Below are 19,125 nucleotides of genomic sequence, written 5' to 3' on the forward strand. Positions count from 1 at the left end.
GCGGTGCAAAAAAGGAAGTCATTATTTCAAACCATAAATTCAAACGTTTACAACTATGCAGATTGTAGAGATTCACGCAAGGGAAATCCTCGACTCGCGAGGCAATCCGACCATCGAGGTCGAAGTTCGCACCGTTTCGGGTGCATTCGGACGCGCAGCCGTTCCGAGCGGCGCATCGACGGGCGAGCACGAAGCGCTCGAGCTCCGCGACGGCGATAAGGGCCGTTACCTGGGCAAGGGCGTACTGAACGCCGTCAAGAATGTCAACGAGGTGATCGCCCCGGCCATCATCGGCATGAACGTAGCCGACCAGGTGGGTATCGACAAGGCCATGATCGCGCTCGACGGTACGCCTACCAAGTCGAAGCTCGGCGCAAACGCCATCCTCGGCGTGTCGCTGGCCGTTGCACGTGCCGCTGCCGACTATTTCGGCATGCCGCTCTACCGCTATATCGGCGGCGCGAACGCCAAGACGCTGCCCGTCCCGATGATGAACATCATCAACGGCGGTTCGCACTCGGACGCCCCGATCGCATTCCAGGAGTTCATGATCCGTCCCGTGGGTGCCCCCACGTTCAAGGAGGCTATCCGCATGGGCGCCGAGGTATTCCACAACCTGAAGAAGGTGCTCCACAAGCGCAACCTTTCGACGGCGGTCGGTGACGAGGGCGGTTTCGCTCCCGCGCTGAACGGTACGGAGGACGCTATCGAGTCGATCCTCGAGGCAATCAAGATGGCCGGTTACAAGCCTGGCCGCAAATGCGAAGGCGGTGACGTGTCGATCGGCATGGACTGCGCTTCGTCGGAGTTCTACGCCGACGGCGTGTACGACTACACCAAGTTCGAAGGCGAGAAGGGTGCCAAGCGCAGCTCGAAGGAGCAGGTAGAGTACCTCAAGTCGCTCGTAGCGAAATACCCCATCGACTCGATCGAGGACGGTATGTCGGAGAACGACTGGGAAGGCTGGCAGCTGCTGACCGCCGAGATCGGCGACAAATGCCAGCTCGTGGGCGACGACCTGTTCGTGACCAACGTAGATTTCCTGAAGAAGGGTATCGAGACCGGTTGCGCCAACTCGATCCTGATCAAGGTAAACCAGATCGGTACGCTGACCGAGACGCTCGACGCCATCGAGATGGCTCACCGTGCAGGTTACACGTCGGTTACGTCGCACCGTTCGGGCGAGACCGAGGATTCGACGATCGCAGACATCGCCGTGGCAACCAACTCGGGTCAGATCAAGACCGGTTCGGCATCGCGTTCGGATCGTATGGCCAAGTACAACCAGCTGCTGCGCATCGAAGAGGAGCTCGGTGACGAGGCGATCTACGGTTACACGAAGATCTACCGCAAGTAATTTGCGACGGGCGGTCGCTCGTGCCGCATGATTTTCCCCGGGTGGCATCGCCGCCCGGGGATTTTTTTGTCCCGGCAGATCGCCGTCAGGTGGGGCGGCAGGGCTGCCCTTAGGCGTGGGGACGGGGGATTCCGCCGCCGTTTTCAGGGCTGGAAACGGGCGAAGCCTGTGTCGCAAGGTGCGGCACAGGCTTCGCGTCTCTGAGGGGTGGTATCCCGGGCGGGCGGTTATTCGTCGGACTGTTCGACGAAGAACTCCTGCCCGCCGTTTTCATCGTCCTTGACGACGATGCTGCCGTCGGCATTGATGAAATAGAAGTAGAGTTCTTCGATCACGGCGTCGGACGGAAGACCGAAGAAATCCTTCGGGTAGAGGTATTTCTCGAAACGGGAACTGATTAGTTCCATGCGGTTGCGCGGGATTGCGGCCGAGACCTCGGCCTTCTGCCCGCCGTCATGGATTGCCGTGCCGCAAAGATATACCTCCCCGGCGTCTTTCAGTGCCGTGCCCCCGTAGGAGAAGGTGATGCCGAAGACGTCGCCGTAGCGGAATACCGAGGGCGTGGTGGTAAACACCTGGTTGTAGGTTTCGATGGGCTTGAATGCCTCGGCGAAACGCTGTTCGTCGCGTTTGAGGCCGAACGTGTCGTAGCAATACGAGTAACCCAGTTCGCAGGTCAGGGGAACGGCGCCGGTCTTCATTTTGATCCTGACGTCGGCATGCACGTCGGCCGTCTCGACTTCCTGTCCGTCCACTTCGATCTTGTCATCGAATATGAATTTGGTCGATGAACGCCATACGACCCACTCCATTGCCGTCTGGGGGTCGTTGCCGCCGCGGCCGATGACGCTCATGAAGGAGTCCGCCCACGAAAGGCCGTTCTTGGGGTCTTTTTCCTCGGCGGGCATCAGGGTGAGTTGTTCGTTCACAACTTCGGGCTGGTTCTGGATCGCGTTGTAGTCCTTGGTGGTCAAATAGAGCGTGGCATTGTCGCGGAGGTTCCATGCCTTGGGGGCCAATACGGCGAATACGACCTTTCCCGAGCCGTCTTCGCCCGGCGAGACCCGGAGCTGGGCCGTCACTTCGATTTCTGAGTCGGTCAGGGCCCGGCCCGGCTGGATGATGCCGTCGAATTCGAGGCAGGCGACTACGAGCAGCGGCAGCGCGGCGATGCACGCCGCGGAGAGTATTTTATGTCTGTTGAGTTTTTTCATGGTCGGATGGTATTAGAGTCTCTTGAATTTGTATTTGTATGTCAGGAGTTTGCTGTCCAGTTGGAACTGGGTCGTAAAACCGTCCGCGTCGAAGGTGGCGATGACCGTGTCCGAACCTTTGACTCGCAGCACGTTGGGGATGACGTTGCTGTCCAGCACACACTGGATGGGGCCTTCGGACAGCGCTTCGGGGAACGGTACGAAAGGGATGTCGCCGTTGTCGAACGTGACGGTGGTTGCGAGCGGCGACACGTTGAGCGTCATGCGCAGCGAAGGGAAATAGTCCAGTTTGCCGTAGATGTCGGTGCCGTTCGGATTCTCGGGCGCGCACAGCAGCACCTTGTCGAGCCGGTAGGCGACGGTATAGGTGTCGGGGTCGTCTCCTTCGGGCGGCGTGTTGTCGTCCGGCTTTTCGACCGGGATGTAGGGGAGGGTTGCCTCTTCGTCGCATCCGGAGAATGCGCACACGAAGAGCGCGGCGGTAAGGATGATTGCGTATTTTTTCATAAAATGATGGGTTTATTAGGTGTTCGGTTGAATCGGATGTTTCGGGTCGGCGGGCCGATCCGGTGTGCAACGGGGAAATTCCGGTGTCTGTTCATTGCGTCATAGGCAAAAGCGGTTTTTAGGGTTCGTTTATGGGTCGGTGGCGGTTTTTCGTATTGTCGGCTGGTTTTCGTCCGTGCGTGGCTTTTGGGGTCATTGCTCTTCGTTTTGCGGGGCGAGGCCGAAGACCAGCCGGTGGCGGCCGCTTGCGATCTTCGTCCCGGGCGATTGCGGGGTCAGCCTGCGGCCGTCGAGCCGCCCCCGGCAGACGCCGGCGGGTGTGATCGCCGTGGCCGTGACGCCCGGGGGCAGGGTGACGTCGATCCGGAGTTCGCCGTCCGCGATCTCCCAGCCCAGGTCGATCCGGCCATAGGGGGTTTCCTTGCTGATCCGGCACCACTCGACTCCTTCGGGAATCTGAGGGTCGATGAATACATGCTCGTAGCCGGGGTGGCTGCTGTCCGTGCGCAGGCCGCCGAGGGCCTGGTAGAACCACGTGCCGATGCCGTTGTAGCAGTTGTGCACGCGGCTGCGCTCGCCGCTCCAATACTCCCAGGTGGCCGTCGCACCGTGGTCGATCATATGCAGGTAGCCCGGGTAGCCGCGCTGCTTGAGCATCCGGTAGATGAATTCGGGGTTGTGCGATCTGACCGCCCAGCGGGTGATGACCGGTACGCCGACCAGTCCGCCGCCGATATGATCCTTCATCACGTCGTGCGTCGATCGGAAAAGCCGTTGTTCCACGCCGGCGCGGAGCGAATCGGGCGTGGCGCCCACCAGCATCGGGTAGGTCATGTCGAGCTGCGAGCCGGTGGCGTAGGTGTGCGTCGCCGGGTCGTAGAACCGGGCGTGGATCGTGCGGTTGAGCGCCTCGTGCCGCGCTTCGAATGCGGCCGCCTCGTCGTCGTGCCCCGTGAGCCGGGCCATCTGTGCCATCCTGGCGTAGCAGTCGCTGACAAAGCAGTTGTTTACCAGCGACACCGAAGCCTCGCTGCCCGTGTCGACCCCGTGCGGGGCGAGCCAGTCGCCGAGGAACCAGTCCCGGTAAGGCGTGTCGGGCCAGCGGGTCAGCAAGCCGTCTTTCATGTACCGTTCGACATAGCCCATCCATTCCCGCATGGCGGGGTAGTGGCGGTCGACCAGCGTCCGGTCGCCGTAGTTGAGCCACGTTTGCCAGGGGGCCATGACGATGAACCCGCACCAGTAGGGGCCGCCGCCTCCCGCCCCGGCGTTGGGGGCTACGTGCGGCAGACTGCCTCCGGGGCGCATGGCGTCGTCCCATGCCTGCACCCAGTTGCGGTAGAGCGGGGCCGCACCGCAGAGGGTTTGCAGGATCTCGGTGGAAGAGTTACCGTCGCCGCCGTATCCGGCGCGTTCGAGGTGGGGGCAGTCGACCATGTACCCGTTGTAGGCCAGGCAGCGCAGCGTGTGCGCGATCATGTCGTGGATGGCGTTCAGGTCGCTATCCGACGAAGTGAACGTCGCCTCGGGCCGGTAGTCGGTGTGGATGGCGAGCGCCCGGAAATCCTCCCGGCGGGGCCTCTGCGCCAGTCCGCGCACCTCGGCGTAACGGAAAGCATGGTGGTTGAACTTGTTGCAGAACCGCTCCCGGCCGTCGCCGCGGGCGATGTAGGTGTCGCGCTGCCGCTGGTCGATGAGGTTGCCGTCGCCGTCCGTCTCGTCGCTGTATTCGATCTCGACGCGCGCCCCGTCCGGAAGCCCCGAGAAATGAGCCTCCAGCCAGCCGGTGACGACCTTGCCGAAGTCGATCCGCCATACGCCGGGTGCCGCCTCGTCCAGCACGCGGGCGGTCAGCCGCTCCTGGATGCGGTCGGGCTCGACCATTTGCGGCGTCGCCCGGTGCCCGGGCTTCCGGGCCGTGATTACCGGCTGCCATGCCAGCGCGTCCAGGTCGGAGGGGGACATCGAGCGCGGGTTGCGCCGGGCGTCGATCTCTTCGCCTCCGAAGTCGAGGGCGTTCCACGACCCCGTGTCGCGGTAGCCGCTCAGCGCGGCACGCCATGCGGTGTCCGTGCGGCAGGCGGTCTGCCAGGTGTTTGCGGTGCCTATGTCCAGCTGTGCCCGCACAAGCGGTTCGGTGTAGGGTTCGTCGGGCTGCCAGCGTCCGAACGTGCCGCGCTTGTACCAACCCTGCCCGAGCCAGATCACCAGCTCGTTGTCGCCTTCGAGCAGGTAGGGACGGACATCGTAGGTCACCCACAGCGAGCGTTTGTCGAGCTGCGAGAGGGCGGGGGCGAGGCAGGCGTCGCCGACTTTGCGGCCGTTGACCCATATTTCGTGGTATCCCAGCGAATTGACGTGCAGCAACGCTTCGTCTCCGCATGCCGGGAGGGTGAATGCCCGGCGCAGGAGCACGGCCGTGGTGCCCGATTTCGCGCAGCCGATGAATTCACCCGAGACGGATGCCGGGTCGGTCAGGCCGATGCCGAAGCGGGCGACGGGGGAGACGGCTTTCCGGTTGCCCTTTTCGGTGCGCGCGGTGACGCGCCACCAGCATTGCGTCCGGGCCGTCAGCGGAAGCCCCTCGTAGGCGACTCCCACCGAACGCTTCGACCGTACCCAGCCCGAGTCCCACAAGTCGGCGTCTCCGGCCAGCAGCTGCAGGCTGTCCGAGGCAACCTCGATCCGGTAGCTGCGCTGGGCATCGCCCCGGCGCCCGGAGCGGAGCTGCCACCCGAAGCGGGGTGTCGCCGTGTCGATGGCGAGCGGATCGGTCAGCCCTTCGCAGGTCAGCCGCCGCAGGCAGGGCTTCGCGCCGTGCCCGGCATTGCCGGCCGGATCGGCCGCCAGGAGGCAGGTGCCGGAAAGGAGCGCGGGCAGCAGGAGCAGGTATAGCAGGGTTCTTTTCATGGGTTCGAAATTTTGTGCTGTCGTTTTCAGCGGTTGTAAGCCTCGGCCCGAACCGTGTAGCGGTCGTCGGGAAGCAGGCCGGCATCGAATTCAAAGTCGATCTGCCGGCTTTCGCCCTGCAGGAGCGTGAAGTAGTTGTCGTCGGCCACGTAGGGCAGGATGCGCTCGCCGTCGGATCGGCGGTAGGGCTGCACGTGCACGGCGAAGGCCACCGAACGTCCGACGTTCCTGACTGTCGTGCGGATGACCTTGCGGCCGCCTGCGGCGGTCAGCTGCGAACGTACCTGCAGCTTGGCAGGGGCGAGCGTGTTGAGCGCCGTGTAGTCGCCGCGGCGGGTCGCACGCCAGTAGAAGTTGTCCGAGAGCAGGCGCCCGTCGCGGTCGGTGAGCTCCAGCCGGATGAAATGCACGGGCGAGAGTTTCGGCGCTTTCGCGTCGCGGCGGTAGACCTCCATTTCATAGAGCGAGTAGCCCCATTGCGTGGCACGCCGGAGTCCGAGCATCCTGACATAGCGGGCTTGCTGCAACGGTAGCGGGATCGTCTGTTCGCCGCCCTGCGCGTCCTGCGTTTCATAGACGTCGCGCCACGTGCGGCCGTCGTCCGAGAGTTGCAGTTTGTAGGCTGCGGCGTGGGCGTCCTCCCAGCGGAGCACGACTTCGGTGAAGGCGCGGCGCTCGCCCAGGTCGACCTCGATCCACTGGTCGTCGCTGTACTCGCTCGCCCAGCGGCTCGAATCGTTGCCGTCGGTGAGAGCCCCGGCACCTGCGCCGTCGGGCGATGATGAGGATGCTTTCACGGGCCGGTTGCGGGCCAGGTTGCCCTCCGAAAAATTCAGGTCGAACAGGCTGCGGGTCGTATTGGCCGCGAGCGAGACCCTGAGCTGCTGCGTGAATTGCGGCAGGAGCCGCCCGTCGAGGTCGTAGACCCGTGCCGTGGCCGTCGCTTCGAGCGGTTCGCGCGTCGTATTGACCGCCTTGACCGAATTGTCGGCATGGCTCCACTGGATATGCACCGGTTCGCACGCCTTGCGTATGCCCCAGTAGGCACCCGTCGGGTCGAGGTAATAGTCGTAGGTCTGCCATACGAGCGACGGGTAGGCCGGCTGGCTCATCCAGGTCATGATGCCCGTGGCGTCGTCCCACATGTGGTGCTGCCAGCCTTCGTACATGGCTTTGTTGACCTCCAGGTTGAGCAACTGCGCCTTGCGGCAGAAATCCGCGATCCCGTCTGCCTCGCCGTAGTTTTCGGCCACGGTCTCGAAATATTTGTCCGGGGCGGCGTTGGCCGCCGACTTGCCGAAGAAATGTTTGTCCCACATGTCGTTGCGGGGCCACCACGACTCCTCGGGCATGAATTTGCGAAAACTCTCGAACGTCGTGAATACCGCCGTGCCGATTTCGGTGCGGAAACCCCATGCCGGGCGGCCTTTGTAACCGTAGGGTATCGGGTAGGCGGTGAAGTACCAGCCGGGGTGGAAATTGGCCCACGGCCCGCTTCCCGAAAGTCCCTGCGCATTGGATATGGACTGGTAGAGGCGGTCGCCGCCGTCGTAGTGGGCGACGTCGCCGCGCAGCCAGTCGTCGAGCGGGGCCTGCGGTACGCCTTCGTTGTCGCCGCACCAGACGGCGATCGAAGGATGGTTGCGCAGCCGCTTGATCTTCTCCACGGCGTTCTGCTGGAAGGCCCCCAGGTCGTGCGGCAGGTTGGGGTGCGAGTTGAGCCAGAAGTCGTCCCATACCATGATGCCGTGGCGGTCGCAGGCATCGTAGAACTCTTCGTCGGTCGTCGAGCCGATCCAGTTGCGGATCATGTTGAAATGCATGTGTCGGTGGAGTGCGACGCGGGTGTCGTACTCCTCGCCGCGACAGCGGAGCAGCCATTCGCTCATGCCCCAGTTGCCGCCCTTGACATAGACCGGTTCGCCGTTGATCTTCAGGCGGAAGATGCCGTCGTGCCACTCGTAGCCGTATTCGCGGATGCCGAACGTCACTGTCCGTGCGTCCGATTGCCGCCCGTCGGTTTCGAACGCCAGGCAGCAGGTGTACAACGCGGGGTCGCCCATGCCGTTGGGCCACCAGAGCTGCGGATGCTCTACGGCCAGACCGGGAACCTCGCGCTCCGTGAGCCGGATCGTCCGCCGTTCGCCCGCTTCGAGGCGGACGGGGTGCGAGAAGGCGATGCCTCCGGGGCGGATCTCGCCCCGCAGCACGCCCTCGCAGGCCTTGTCAGAGCGGTTCTCCACGTCGGTAAGGAGTTCGACCTTCGCATGTTCGCGGTCGGGAACCTTCGTGCGCACCCACGGTTCGACGAGGCGTACGTCGCCCGAGAGAGACAGGTAGACATCGTCGGTGATGCCGCTCAGCAACCCCGGGGCATAGGGCATCCAGTCCCACCCGGCGCTGGAGATATAGGTCGGGCTGCGGAAATTGGGCACGGGGTATCCCACCCATTCGACCTCGACTTCGAGGCGGTTCTCCCCGTCGGGTGCCACGAGCCGGGTGATGTCGTAGTCCCCCGGCTGCATGAAGCCGTCGAGGTGCCCCAACTGATGGCCGTTGAGGCGGACGGTACCCTTGCGGTTCACCCCTTCGAAGCGGAGCCACAGGGTGCGGCCTTCGCCGACCGGGGGCGTTGGGAAGAGCCCCGTGTAGCGGAAATTGCGGTCGTAGCGGCTCTTGTCCGTGCGGTAGGCGTTGTCGCCGAAATTGGGGTCTGCTTCCACGCCGGCCGCAACGTACGACGCGAAGACGCAGCCGGGCACGATGGCCGGGACGGCGGGCAGGGCGTCGCCTTCCGACGGCCGTACCTCCCAACGGATATGTCCGCTGCGGCTGTCGAGCGGGATGCATTCCTGTGCGCTGACGCCGGCGGCGAGCAGCGAAAGGCAGAGTGCGAAAATTCGTTTTATCATGGCGTGCGTTTTTTTCGGACGGGGGAGGGTGCGCACTCCGCTCCGGCGGGGGAACGGAGTGCGCGCGGATCGCTATTCCTCCGTTCCCGTGCCGGAATCGTCGTCCGAGTCGTAAACGTGTTCCCAGTTATATACGCGGAAGAAGTAGGGCCGGTAGAAATCGGCGCTGCCGACGCGGTTGAAATTGTCCCAGAAGTTGGCCGGGTCGCTGTTGGTCGAGAATACCAGCTCGCCCTGGCGCGAAAGCGCCGGGTGGAGGTTGATCATGTACCAGCGCTGGTGGTAGGGACTGCCCAGCTTGTCGAGCGTCGCGGGCAGCGTGAAAAGCAGCGTCCGGTCGGTGAAGGGGCCGTAAGGCGTCTGGCTGCGGAAGAGGTAGATGTCGCGGCCGAAGGGGAAGGCCTCCATGCACATGTAGTAGACGCCGTCTTTTTCGAAGACCCACGGCATCGAACCCGATTCGGCCGTGATGTAGGAACGTTCCATCTCCTCGTTGCTCGGCACGGAGCTCTGCCAATGGTAGTCGCCGCTCAGGTCGCGGATGTAGTACGACCACGGGCTGCCCAGGTCGAGCGTCTCTGTGCGGGCCACCAGCACGCGCGAAACGAGGTTCACCTGTTTGGTCGTATAGAGGTAGATATGTCCCCCTTCGGTGTCTTCGAACATGGTCGAGCCGTAACCCAGGCCGTCGGATTTGAAATTGTAGTCGGTCGAAAGCACCGACATGTATTGCCCGTCGCCCGGCTCGCCTTCGAGGCTGTACTCGCGCAGGCATCCGTCGATGTTTTTCAGCGACCCGGGTTCCACGCCCGTCCAGAGCATTTGCAGGATTTTTCCGTGCGCGGGGTCGTCATATACGACGGCATCGCCGGCCCAGTAGCAGTAGTCCTGGTCGATTTCGCCTTTCTGGATCTCGGCATCGGAGAGGGAGGCTTTCGGATGGCGGATGTGGGTGCGGGCCTGGTAGTAGCGTTCGCCCGAGGGGTTGTCCGTCTGCACGTAGTCGGCCAGCCATACCAGGTCGTCGTCGCTCTCCTGTCCGGAGGCGATCGTCGCCCCTTTCTGGATCATCAGGCTGTTGCGCGGGAAGCTGCAACTGCCTCGGGCGCGGGTCTTGCCGTCCACCACGCCGTAGAAACTGTCGTTGAACGACCAGAAGACATGGCCGCCGGGCAGTGCCGTGGTGAGCACGCCGTCGCCGCCGTTCCAGCCCAGCGTACGGGTGAAGAGGGCATCGTATTTCTTGTCCTTGTAGACGAAGACGCGGGGATTCTGCCCTCCCTCGTCGGGCATCTGTACCAAATTCCACGACGGGTCGATGGCGGGCGGAACGGGGGCCGGGGTAACTTCAGGCGCCTCGTCGTCGGGGATCGCCGGGTTGTCGAAGTCGTTGCACGCGGCCAGGGAGCCCGTACACAGGCAGAATATGCAGAATGCTATGATATTTCTTTTCATGGTTCGTTGCGATAAGGATTAGTATTGGGAGCGGGTCATCGTCTCGCGTACTTCGTGCCAGGTATTCCCGCTTTCGGTGGCGAGCTGGTAACGGTAGTAGAGGTAGAACGTGCCGGTCGCAGGGTCGTAGGTAGAGTCGTTGAGCGGCGAGGCCGAGACCCGGATGGCATCCTGGCTGTCGAGATAGGGGGTTATGGAGACTCGCTGCATGGGTACGACCTCGTCCGTGATTTCGCCTTCGACGTAGACGGGGACGTTCACCCACGATTCGGGGTCGACCGTCACGCGCAGGCTGTTGTTGCGGGTCGTCACCTTGTCGTTGGCGGCCGTGGCGCCCGGGAGGATGCGCACCGAGCGCTCACCCACGGGGATGACCAGCTTCGAGGAGTTGATCGCCTGGCGCCGGGTGTTCGAGCCGAAGATGTTGTCGACGATCCAGCCGGTCTGCGTGGTGCCGGTCATGGTGTAGTAGGTGCTGCTCTTGGTCGTGGCGTAGTCGTTCCTGCGCTGGATCTCGAAAAGTACGAAATTCTTGGTGGCCGAGGGCATACAGGACGATACGGACTCGATGCGCAGCGGAATGAAATAGGTCTGGTCGGGGAGCAGCTCGTCGACCCTGACGTTGATCGGGAGGCTCGCCGAACAGCTGCCGGCCTCCATCTCGACGCTCATGGGGTCGATCGTATAGTATTCGGCGGGAAGCTCCATCGCGTATTCCTCGAACTTCGTGTCGAAATTGCGTTTGTTGTACTCGCCGATTGCCTCGAAGTCCAGCCCGAGTTTGACGGTGACATTCTGGTCGAGCCCCGTCGTGCCGCTGGCATAGATGGCCAGCTCTCCCTGGAAGCCCTTCTCGCCGTATTCGAACTCCTGCCCGAGGATGTTGTTTTCGCCGCTGACAATGAATATCTCCTTGCGGTAAAGCTCCTCCTTGTAATACTCCATTTCACAGGAGCAGAGGAAGGCGGCCGCGGCGGCGAGTATCGTTATTTTGCTGAATGCTTTCATCTTCTGAATTTTTTGGAATTGACTATTTCTCCCAGCCCGGGTTCTGATCCAGGCTCGGTACTTTGCGCAGCTCGTTGCGGTGCAGCGGCATGAACATGTACTTGGACTTGAATGTCCGTTCGCGGATCGTACGGTACGAGATGACCGTCGGGGCGTAGAATCCCTCCCATTTCCCGGCATCGACGTTCAGTCCCGTCAGCGGCTCGCGTTCCAGTTCCTCGAAAATGCCCCAGCGGCAGATGTCGTAGTAGCGGCGGTTTTCGTGGAGGAACTCGACCATGCGTTCGCGCCGGATCAGCTCGTTGAAATTGGTGGCGTCCACCAGTTCGCCGGCATCGGCGCCCGGGAGCCCGGCGCGGTAACGCACCTGGTTGAAAGCCCCGGCCATGGCGGTCAGGTCGCGCGAGTAGCTTTGGCCGTTGATCTCGTGGGTCTTCGTCAGGTTGTTCAGCGCCTCGGCGTACGAGAGCAGGATTTCGGCGTAGCGGATCAGCGGGAAGGTCTTCTGAACCGTGCGGGCGTTGCTGCCCGTACGCGCGTCGCGCGGGTGGACGTACTTGTAGCAGGTGTATCCCGTCAGGTTGTAGATGTTGGTTACGCCCGCCTGGTTTTTACCGGCATTGGCGCCGTTGTAGTACTCGACGATCTTGTTCCGCATCTCTTCCGAGGTCGTAGACTGCATCTGCCACAGGGTACCCGAAAAACCGATGCTCGCGTAGAACCGCGGCTCGCGGTTGTCATAGGCCTTGTAGGTGCCGCCGGGCAGGGTGTAGTTCTTCGATATCTGCTTGTCGGCTGCGGTGACGCAGGTCTGGTCGTAGGGGCGATCCTCGTAGGGGTACTCGGCGCTCGCGTTGTTGATGTCGCGGCCGTCGGCCATGCGGTAGGCGTCGACGATGCGTTGCGGGATGCTGATCGAACTGTTGCCGCCCAACTTGAGCGGGAATACGACGTCCTGCTGGTCGGTGATGTTCTGCATCGTGCCCCAGATCAGCTCCGGGTTGGTCACGTTCGTCGTTTCGCCGGTGAACATTTCCGAGTAGGAACGGAAGGGGTCGATGCCGCCCGCACCCGCAGGGAAGGGATCGGAGGGGACGTTCGAGGGCAGTGGCAGGGTGTATTCGTCGGCCGGAACCGTATGCAGGCGGTAGATGCCCAGGTCGATGACGCGCTTGGCCGCGGCGGCTGCCACGGCCCACTTGCTTTCGTCGTAGGTCTGGGAGATGTAGTGCACCCCGTCGGATTTACGCTTGAAAGCCCCGAAATAACGGCGTGCGGCGGCGCCGCCGTTGAAGAGCGGGCTCGCGGCCTGCAGGCGCAGGCGTGCGACCAGCGCCAGCGCGGCGCCTTTGGTCGGGCTGCCGAAGAGATCCAACGGCTGCTCGGTTTCGAGGCTTTCCGCAGCGGCTTCGAGCTCGGAGCAGATGTAATCCACGCATTCGTCGTAGGTGCTGCGCTCGGCCTGGTAATAGTCGGGCGTTTCGTTGGTGTTGAGAACCTGGTCGCCCACGAGGATCATGGGGCCCTGGTTCTGGAGTATCCAGTAGTAGGCATAAGCCCGCAGGAAACGTGCGCGTGCACGGAACTCCATTTTGTCGAAGGCGTTCATGTCGGGCACCTCGTCGATGTGGGGCAGGATGGTGTTCACCTTGCGGATGACCTTGTAGCAGTTGGGCCAGACATTGAAATTCCAGTCCCAGCCGCCCGTCTCGGTGTCGGTGATCTTGTCGGTGGTCAGCTCCGTGCCGGGGAAGGAGACGTCCAGGATGCCGTTGTAGAATGTCCCGCAACTGACGGCCTCGTCAGACCCGGTGGCGCCGGGGACGCTGCACCAGTAGTAGATGCGGCCCTCTTTGGGCAGCTGGTTCACCGCACCGTTGAAATAGCGCTCGATGTTGTATTGGCTCTCGAAGATACGCTCTTCGGAGAAGGTGTCCTCGAAGTAGTCGTCCACGTTCAGGAAGTTGCACGACGCGGTGAGCAGGCCGACCAGCGCGAGGGGTATGATGAATGATTTTTTCATGGTAGTTTATGTTCTTAGGAGAGATTCGGGTTAGAAGTTCAGGTAAATCTGCAACGAGAAGCGGCGCGGGATCGGGTAGGCGTGCCCGGTCTGCATGGCCTGCTCGGGGTCGAAAATCTCCACGCCGTCCCATACCGCGAGGTTCTCGCACATGATCTGGAAGTCGATGGATTGCAGGCCGAGCGCTTTGCGCAGTCCCGGCGTGTGCAGGTTGTAGTTCAGGCTCAGCTCCTGCAGGCGCAGATAGCGGGCATTGCCTTTCCAGAAGGTCGAGGGTTTGGTGTTGTTGGCGTTGTTGCCGTAGGAAAGGCGCGGGAACCGCGCATTGGGGTTCTCGGTCGCCCGGTTGCCCGAGTAGTCGGCCGAAGTCCAGCGGTTGGCCGGATTGTAGGCCAGGGCCAGTACGTTGCCCTTGTATCCGCCGTTGAAGGGAATGTAACCGTCGAATTTCGAGCCGTCCTTGTCCCCGTAGAGGAAATAGTTGTTGCCCGTACCTTTGAACAGGACGTTGAGCGTCCAGTTCTTGTAGCGGACTTCGGCGCCGAATCCGTACATGAACTGCGGGATGCCGGAATAGGCGAACAGGGGCACCTTGTCGTCGTCGGTGATCACGCCGTCGCCGTTCACGTCCTTGTACTTGATGTCGCCCGGGCGTACCGTGCCGAACTGCTCGGGGCTCATGTCCACGTCCTGCTGATCCTTGAAGAGTCCCAGGGAGATGAATCCCCGCTGCACGTCGTTCGAGAACCCGGTCTTGCTCAGGTAGGGATAAGGCTGCGTGGCCTCTTCCCAGTTGTTGATCTTGTTCTTCGAGAGCGTGAAGTTACCGCGCAGCGTGAAGTGGAAGTTTTTGCCGAGGGGCTGGAAATATTCGAAGTTTCCGTCGCCGCCCCAGCTGGTCATGCTGCCGACGTTCCCGTAGGGCATGCTGATGACGCCCACGTAGTCCGGAATCTGGGCGCGTTCCTGGAAGATGCCCTCACGGCGGTCGCGGAAATAGTCCACCGTCATGGTGAAGCGGTCGCCGAAGAGGTGGAGATCCATACCGATGTCGAATTTCTTGGCTTTCTCCCACGCCAGGTTGTCGGCGCCCACGCGGTTCTCGGTCAGTACGCCCGAACCGCCCCACGGCGTGCCGTCGGTCTTCTCTTCGATGATCGTCAGGTAGGGGAAGCGCACGCTGGAAATCCGGTCGTTACCCACCATACCGTACGAGGCGCGGATCTTCATGAAGTCGATCCACTTGATCCGCTTCATGAATTCGTACTGCGTGGGAACCCAGCCCACGGCCACGGCCGGGAAGAATCCGTACTGCCGGCCGCTCTGGAAGTTCTCCGAACCGTTCAGGCCGAAGTTCACGTCGAGGAAATAGGTATCCTTGAAGCCGTAGGTGAAGCGCCCCGAGAGGCTCTGGTAACGCCTTGCGATGGCGTTCATCGAACTGTCGGCACCCGATTCGGTCGTGCTTTCCAGGTAGTAGAACAACAAGCCGCCTACGCGGTGGTTCCCGAAGGTGCGGTCGTAGTTGACTTTGGCGTCGAAATAGAGTTTCCGCCAGTTCCATGCCTCGGAGTTATACTGCACCGAAGCCTCGGTGACCTGTTCCGAAAGGATCAGCTCGCCTTTCTGGTTGCGCTCGCGTGCCAGGTAGAGGGCCGGCATGGAGTAGCGGCTTTCGCCGTAGAGCGACTGGGAATCCCACGAACCGGTGGCCTCGATGTTCAGCCCTTCGGTGAGCATCGACAAATCCTGTTTTATGCCGATGTTGAAGAGCGTGCGGCTTTTGTTCTCCACGGTGTTGCCCGTGTAGTTGAGCAGCACGTGGGGCGGGATGTCGCTGTCCGAACCCGAGGCGGGCAGCTCGCCGCTCGAATAGCGCAGCGGGTACATCAGCGGGGTCGTTTTGGACTGCGAATCCCAGATCCAGTCGGTGAGCGACGTGTCGGTGCGGCTGTATTTCTTACCCATGCTCGGACGCTTGTTCACCGACATGAAGCCCATGGCACCCAGGTAGATCTGCGTCGTCTTGGTCAGGTTGATGTCGATGTTGGTGCGGAAATTATAGGTGTCGTAGCCGACACCCTTGTTGTATTTGCTGTCGTCCATGCTCTTGTAGGCCGACGATTCCTGCGACATGCCCAGGCTGGCGAAATAGCGGGCGATGTTGCCGCCGCCCTGTGCACTGACATACTGCGTGTGCTGGAACGAGGTGGGGTTGAGGATCACGTCCTGCCAGTCGATGTCGGGGTAGAGGTCGGGATCCAGCCCGTAGCGGATGATGTCCATCTGCGTGTCGTTGTAGATCGGGCTCATGCCCGAGGCTACGGCTGCTTCGTTCGCCATTTCGGCATACTGCGTGGCACCCACGTAGCGGGGCAGGCGGCGCAGCTCGGAGATGGTGTAGTTCGAGCGGAAGGTGATTTTGAGCTGCTCCTGTTTTCCGCGCTTGGTGGTCACGAGCACCACGCCGTTCGCACCGCGGCTGCCGTAGACGGCCGTTGCGGCGGCGTCCTTGAGCACCGAGAAGCTCTCGACGTCGGCCGGGTCGATCTGGCTCAGGTTGCCTTCCAGGCCGTCGATCAGCACCAGGGCGCCGCTGTTGGCGCCGAACGTGCCGATGCCGCGCACCCAGAATTCGGAGATGTTCCGCCCCGGCTCACCGCTCGACTGGATGGAAATCACGCCCGGGACGCGGCCGCCGAGCGTGTTGACGATATTCGTCGCGGGCAGTTCGAGGTCTTTGGTGTCGACCACCGCCACGGCGCCCGTCACGCTGACTTTGCGCTGCGTACCCATACCGATGACGACGACCTCTTCCATCTGGTTGCCTTCCCGGAGGGTGATCTTGACGTCGGCCGCCGAAGTGATGATCTGTTCGGCGGTTTCGTACCCCATGAACGATACGGCCAGCGTATTGTACAGTTTGGCGGTGAGTTTGAACCGGCCTTCCGAATTGGTGATGGAGCCGATGCCCGGCTCGTCCTTGATATAGACCGTGGCGCCGACGATGGGAACGTCGTCCGAATCCACGACCAGTCCGTTCACCTCGACCGGCTGCTGCTGTTGCTGTTTGCTCTGGGCACCTGCCTGCACCGCGAGGGCGAACAGGAAGGCGCATATCAATAGAATTCGCTTCATGTCTGTTTAGGATTGTTAGGTGAATAAACCTACTTATTCGATGGCTATGCGGCGGATGGCATAGTTCTCGCTGTCGCCGATGTAGAGGTTGCCTTCCGCGGTGATGGCCAGGCCGACCGGTTTGTTGAATTTGGCCGCGTCGGCAGGGCCGTTCACATAGCCGGACGATTTGGGCGTCCCTGCAAACGTGGAGACGTAGCCGTTCGAGAGCGTGATCTTACGGATACAGTGATTCTCCCTGTCCGTTACGTAGATGGCCTCGCCTTCGGGGTCTACGCACATCTGGCAGGGGTAGTTGAACTGCGCCTCGGCGAGCGGCCCGTCCAGATAGCCCGCCGTGTTTTTCCGCCCGGCCCACAATTCGATGGTGCCAGCGGCGATGTCGTGTTTGTAGATGCAGTGCTGGCCCTGGTTGGCGAAATAGACGATGTTGGGGTCGCGCGGATCGAAGACGACGCCCATGATGTCGCCCTGGGAGTCTATGAAGCGGCCGGGAGGCGTGAGATCCTCGCCCTTTCCGGTGGCGGGATCCCAGCGGGCCACGACGCCCTCGTTGGTGTAGAAGTAGAATTTATTGTCGGCTGGGCACATCGTGAAGGTCTGGATGGCATTCCACACGGGAGCGAAATTGCCGTCGGTATAGAACAGGTCGTGATCCCACTTGATGTCTCCCATGTTCGTGTTGGCGTAGTCGGCGACGGGGTCGAAATAACCGTATCCCTTGTTCCCGATGTTGGTGTGGTACCAATATACATTGCCTGTGGCCAGGTCGGTGCTCAGGAGGATACCCGTTACGAGGATGCCGAAATCGTTGAGGACTTTGATATTTCCGGCCTCCTCGTTCATCATGTAGATGCGGTGCTTGCCTCCGTCGTCTATGCTGAAGCGGACGTAGAGGTTGTCGTGCTTGTCGACGGCGATTCCCGATTCGGGCTTCGACGAGAAATACGACCCGATCAGCGAGGTGGTTCCTTCGGGCATGGTAGTGCCCTTCATGCCCCCGGCGATCGTGGAAACATTGGTCTGGATGATGTAGTCGAACAGTTCGTCGAACTGTACCTTGTTCTGCTCGTTCTCACCCACGGAGACCGAGATGACGCACTCTTCGCCCGGGAGCTTGGGTGCAAGGACGAGCATGCGGTCTCCCGTCGAGGAGATTACGGCTGCGCGCTTTTCGTTGAAATAGACATTGAGGGCTTTGGCGTCGGTGCCGAAGTTCTTGCCCTTGATGATTACCTGGGTCGCTATCGGCCCGGTTTTAGGATAGAACGATTCGAGTTCGATGGGTTTGTCGGGCTGGTATCCCGAATTCCCCCCCCCTCGTCGCCGTCAGAGCACGCTGACAGCCCGATTCCTGCCGTCAGGCAGGCGAGCCATAAGTGTAACCGGCATTTGCAGTAGAAGTTTTTCATGAATGTTGGTTTTAGTAGGGTATATATTTAATAGGTTGACGCGTGGTTTGCGGTGGTTTTTATCCGGAATTCCCCGGGTGTGTCCCACGGTGCGGGAGATGCGGCCCGAACCCGATGCGGAACGGGTCGTCCCGCCGCTCGGGAAAGGGCGTATGAGCTGCATCGACGGTTTCTCCGCAGGTTGGTAGGTCAGGTTCATTCGTTTCGCAAGTTCCGCAAGTCCCGTCGGAGCATTCGTTCGCCGGGAGTTTTTTGTGCTCATACAAAATTACCTAATTGCGGGTGTAATTCAAGTCCGCCGGGGTTGAAATGAGATGTATGTTAACTCGCACTGAAAAACAACATATTGTTTTTCAGTGCGTTGAGTATTCGGCTGTTTGCCGTTTTGGTAAACGGGAATTAGAGTTGCCTCTGGGTATGCGGATTCAATATCCGGCGTTTTGACGGCTTGCCCCGCCTGTGGGATTGGGAGGATCGGACACTGATAGCTATTGTCCGGGCACCGGGGCGACTGCAATTTTGGCCTCTTGCCTGCGCAGCTTGGGGAAAGGAGTCGGGGTCAACTACAACCAGACCGTCAAAGCCATCCACACCAATTTCAACGACCGCCGTGCTGTGGGTTTACTGGCACGGCTGGAGAAATATACTCAGGAATTGACGCTCTTGTTTGGGCAGGTCGTCCGCCTGACCGAAGAATTCAATCGCAGATGGTCGGCCGAATAATAAAAATCCGGATGCAATTCGCATCCGGATTTTTCATTTAACCCCCTCGCTCCTTTTAATATCGTTACAGTTACTACACGGCTTGGAGATTCGTTTTATGATTATCACCTTTGCCGCCATAGAAATCTAACGAACCTGATATGACTATAAAAACCTGCAAATTTCGTATTGGCGATGTCTATTTGTTCCATGCGACCGACCCCGGTTGCGAAAGCGGAACGTCGCTGTGGGGAATCGTCAACGACCGGGACACCGATGGCCGCATCTGTCTGGAAACTTCCTCGGCGGATCTGAAAAAGTATAATCATTGGACTTTTCTGCCCGCCGAATACCTGTTTTGCAGACTTTCCACGCGCGAAGAATTAAGGGACTTCTCTTTTAACCTGAACCGCAATTAATTGCGTAAATTTTAGTGAGCAATATCGCTCGAATAACTAAAATTATTTATTTTAGATTTTTCTCGGTT

12 protein-coding genes are annotated in these 19,125 nt (G+C 61.0%); 3 read left to right on the plus strand and 9 right to left on the minus strand.

Annotated features, from left to right (window positions below; all coding sequences use genetic code 11):
- Positions 1 to 55: 55 nt before the first annotated feature.
- Positions 56 to 1,357 (plus strand): phosphopyruvate hydratase, encoded by a 1,302-nt coding sequence (gene eno / locus B3C38_RS00725; RefSeq protein WP_237957528.1) that lies wholly within the window; start codon positions 56 to 58, stop codon positions 1,355 to 1,357.
- A gap of 227 nt (positions 1,358 to 1,584) precedes the next feature.
- Here the strand turns inward: eno and B3C38_RS00730 are convergent, their stop codons facing one another.
- The 9 genes from B3C38_RS00730 to B3C38_RS00770 all read right to left on the minus strand — a co-directional run bounded on the left by B3C38_RS00730 (position 1,585) and on the right by B3C38_RS00770 (position 17,808).
- Positions 1,585 to 2,571, minus strand: coding sequence for a DUF4961 domain-containing protein (locus B3C38_RS00730; protein WP_117507168.1), 987 nt, complete (start codon positions 2,569 to 2,571; stop codon positions 1,585 to 1,587).
- A 12-nt stretch (positions 2,572 to 2,583) separates the two neighbouring features.
- A complete protein-coding gene (locus B3C38_RS00735) occupies positions 2,584 to 3,078 on the minus strand; it encodes a hypothetical protein (protein ID WP_117507167.1) in 495 nt (164 codons plus the stop codon).
- Between the two features lie 192 nt (positions 3,079 to 3,270).
- Positions 3,271 to 5,988: an alpha-L-rhamnosidase gene (locus B3C38_RS00740; protein ID WP_286724269.1), complete on the minus strand. Its 2,718-nt coding sequence runs from the start codon at positions 5,986 to 5,988 to the stop codon at positions 3,271 to 3,273.
- Between the two features lie 26 nt (positions 5,989 to 6,014).
- Positions 6,015 to 8,900, minus strand: coding sequence for a discoidin domain-containing protein (locus B3C38_RS00745; protein ID WP_286724272.1), 2,886 nt, complete (start codon positions 8,898 to 8,900; stop codon positions 6,015 to 6,017).
- A 72-nt stretch (positions 8,901 to 8,972) separates the two neighbouring features.
- A complete protein-coding gene (locus tag B3C38_RS00750) occupies positions 8,973 to 10,355 on the minus strand; it encodes a DUF5005 domain-containing protein (RefSeq protein ID WP_018694624.1) in 1,383 nt (460 codons plus the stop codon).
- A gap of 18 nt (positions 10,356 to 10,373) precedes the next feature.
- The gene (locus B3C38_RS00755; RefSeq protein WP_018694625.1) at positions 10,374 to 11,363 is read right to left on the minus strand and encodes a BT_3987 domain-containing protein; all 990 of its coding nucleotides are present in this window, start codon (positions 11,361 to 11,363) and stop codon (positions 10,374 to 10,376) included.
- A gap of 22 nt (positions 11,364 to 11,385) precedes the next feature.
- The gene (locus tag B3C38_RS00760) at positions 11,386 to 13,386 is read right to left on the minus strand and encodes a RagB/SusD family nutrient uptake outer membrane protein (protein WP_286724285.1); all 2,001 of its coding nucleotides are present in this window, start codon (positions 13,384 to 13,386) and stop codon (positions 11,386 to 11,388) included.
- 30 nt (positions 13,387 to 13,416) lie between these two features.
- A complete protein-coding gene (locus B3C38_RS00765; RefSeq protein WP_286724288.1) occupies positions 13,417 to 16,524 on the minus strand; it encodes a SusC/RagA family TonB-linked outer membrane protein in 3,108 nt (1,035 codons plus the stop codon).
- Positions 16,525 to 16,557: 33 nt separating this feature from the next.
- Positions 16,558 to 17,808, minus strand: coding sequence for an IPT/TIG domain-containing protein (locus B3C38_RS00770; protein ID WP_286724297.1), 1,251 nt, complete (start codon positions 17,806 to 17,808; stop codon positions 16,558 to 16,560).
- A gap of 668 nt (positions 17,809 to 18,476) precedes the next feature.
- On the opposite strand from B3C38_RS00770, the gene B3C38_RS00775 reads away from it, so the two are divergent.
- Together B3C38_RS00775 and B3C38_RS00780 are read left to right on the plus strand one after the other, a co-directional pair.
- Positions 18,477 to 18,659: a hypothetical protein gene (locus tag B3C38_RS00775; RefSeq protein WP_286724290.1), complete on the plus strand. Its 183-nt coding sequence runs from the start codon at positions 18,477 to 18,479 to the stop codon at positions 18,657 to 18,659.
- 140 nt (positions 18,660 to 18,799) lie between these two features.
- Positions 18,800 to 19,057 (plus strand): hypothetical protein, encoded by a 258-nt coding sequence (locus B3C38_RS00780; RefSeq protein ID WP_022331825.1) that lies wholly within the window; start codon positions 18,800 to 18,802, stop codon positions 19,055 to 19,057.
- Positions 19,058 to 19,125: the final 68 nt, after the last annotated feature.

Source organism: Alistipes sp. UBA1686 (assembly GCF_002320215.1).
In the GTDB taxonomy this organism is placed as follows: Bacteria; Bacteroidota; Bacteroidia; order Bacteroidales; family Rikenellaceae; genus Alistipes; species Alistipes onderdonkii.

Excerpts from the sequence above, each read along its gene's own strand:
- eno (WP_237957528.1), top strand. The coding sequence starts at position 56 with ATGCAGATTGTAGAGATTCACGCAAGGGAAATCCTCGACTCGCGAGGC.
- B3C38_RS00730 (WP_117507168.1), bottom strand. The coding sequence starts at position 2,571 with ATGAAAAAACTCAACAGACATAAAATACTCTCCGCGGCGTGCATCGCC.
- B3C38_RS00735 (WP_117507167.1), bottom strand. The coding sequence starts at position 3,078 with ATGAAAAAATACGCAATCATCCTTACCGCCGCGCTCTTCGTGTGCGCA.
- B3C38_RS00740 (WP_286724269.1), bottom strand. The coding sequence starts at position 5,988 with ATGAAAAGAACCCTGCTATACCTGCTCCTGCTGCCCGCGCTCCTTTCC.
- B3C38_RS00745 (WP_286724272.1), bottom strand. The coding sequence starts at position 8,900 with ATGATAAAACGAATTTTCGCACTCTGCCTTTCGCTGCTCGCCGCCGGC.
- B3C38_RS00750 (WP_018694624.1), bottom strand. The coding sequence starts at position 10,355 with ATGAAAAGAAATATCATAGCATTCTGCATATTCTGCCTGTGTACGGGC.
- B3C38_RS00755 (WP_018694625.1), bottom strand. The coding sequence starts at position 11,363 with ATGAAAGCATTCAGCAAAATAACGATACTCGCCGCCGCGGCCGCCTTC.
- B3C38_RS00760 (WP_286724285.1), bottom strand. The coding sequence starts at position 13,386 with ATGAAAAAATCATTCATCATACCCCTCGCGCTGGTCGGCCTGCTCACC.
- B3C38_RS00765 (WP_286724288.1), bottom strand. The coding sequence starts at position 16,524 with ATGAAGCGAATTCTATTGATATGCGCCTTCCTGTTCGCCCTCGCGGTG.
- B3C38_RS00780 (WP_022331825.1), top strand. The coding sequence starts at position 18,800 with ATGACTATAAAAACCTGCAAATTTCGTATTGGCGATGTCTATTTGTTC.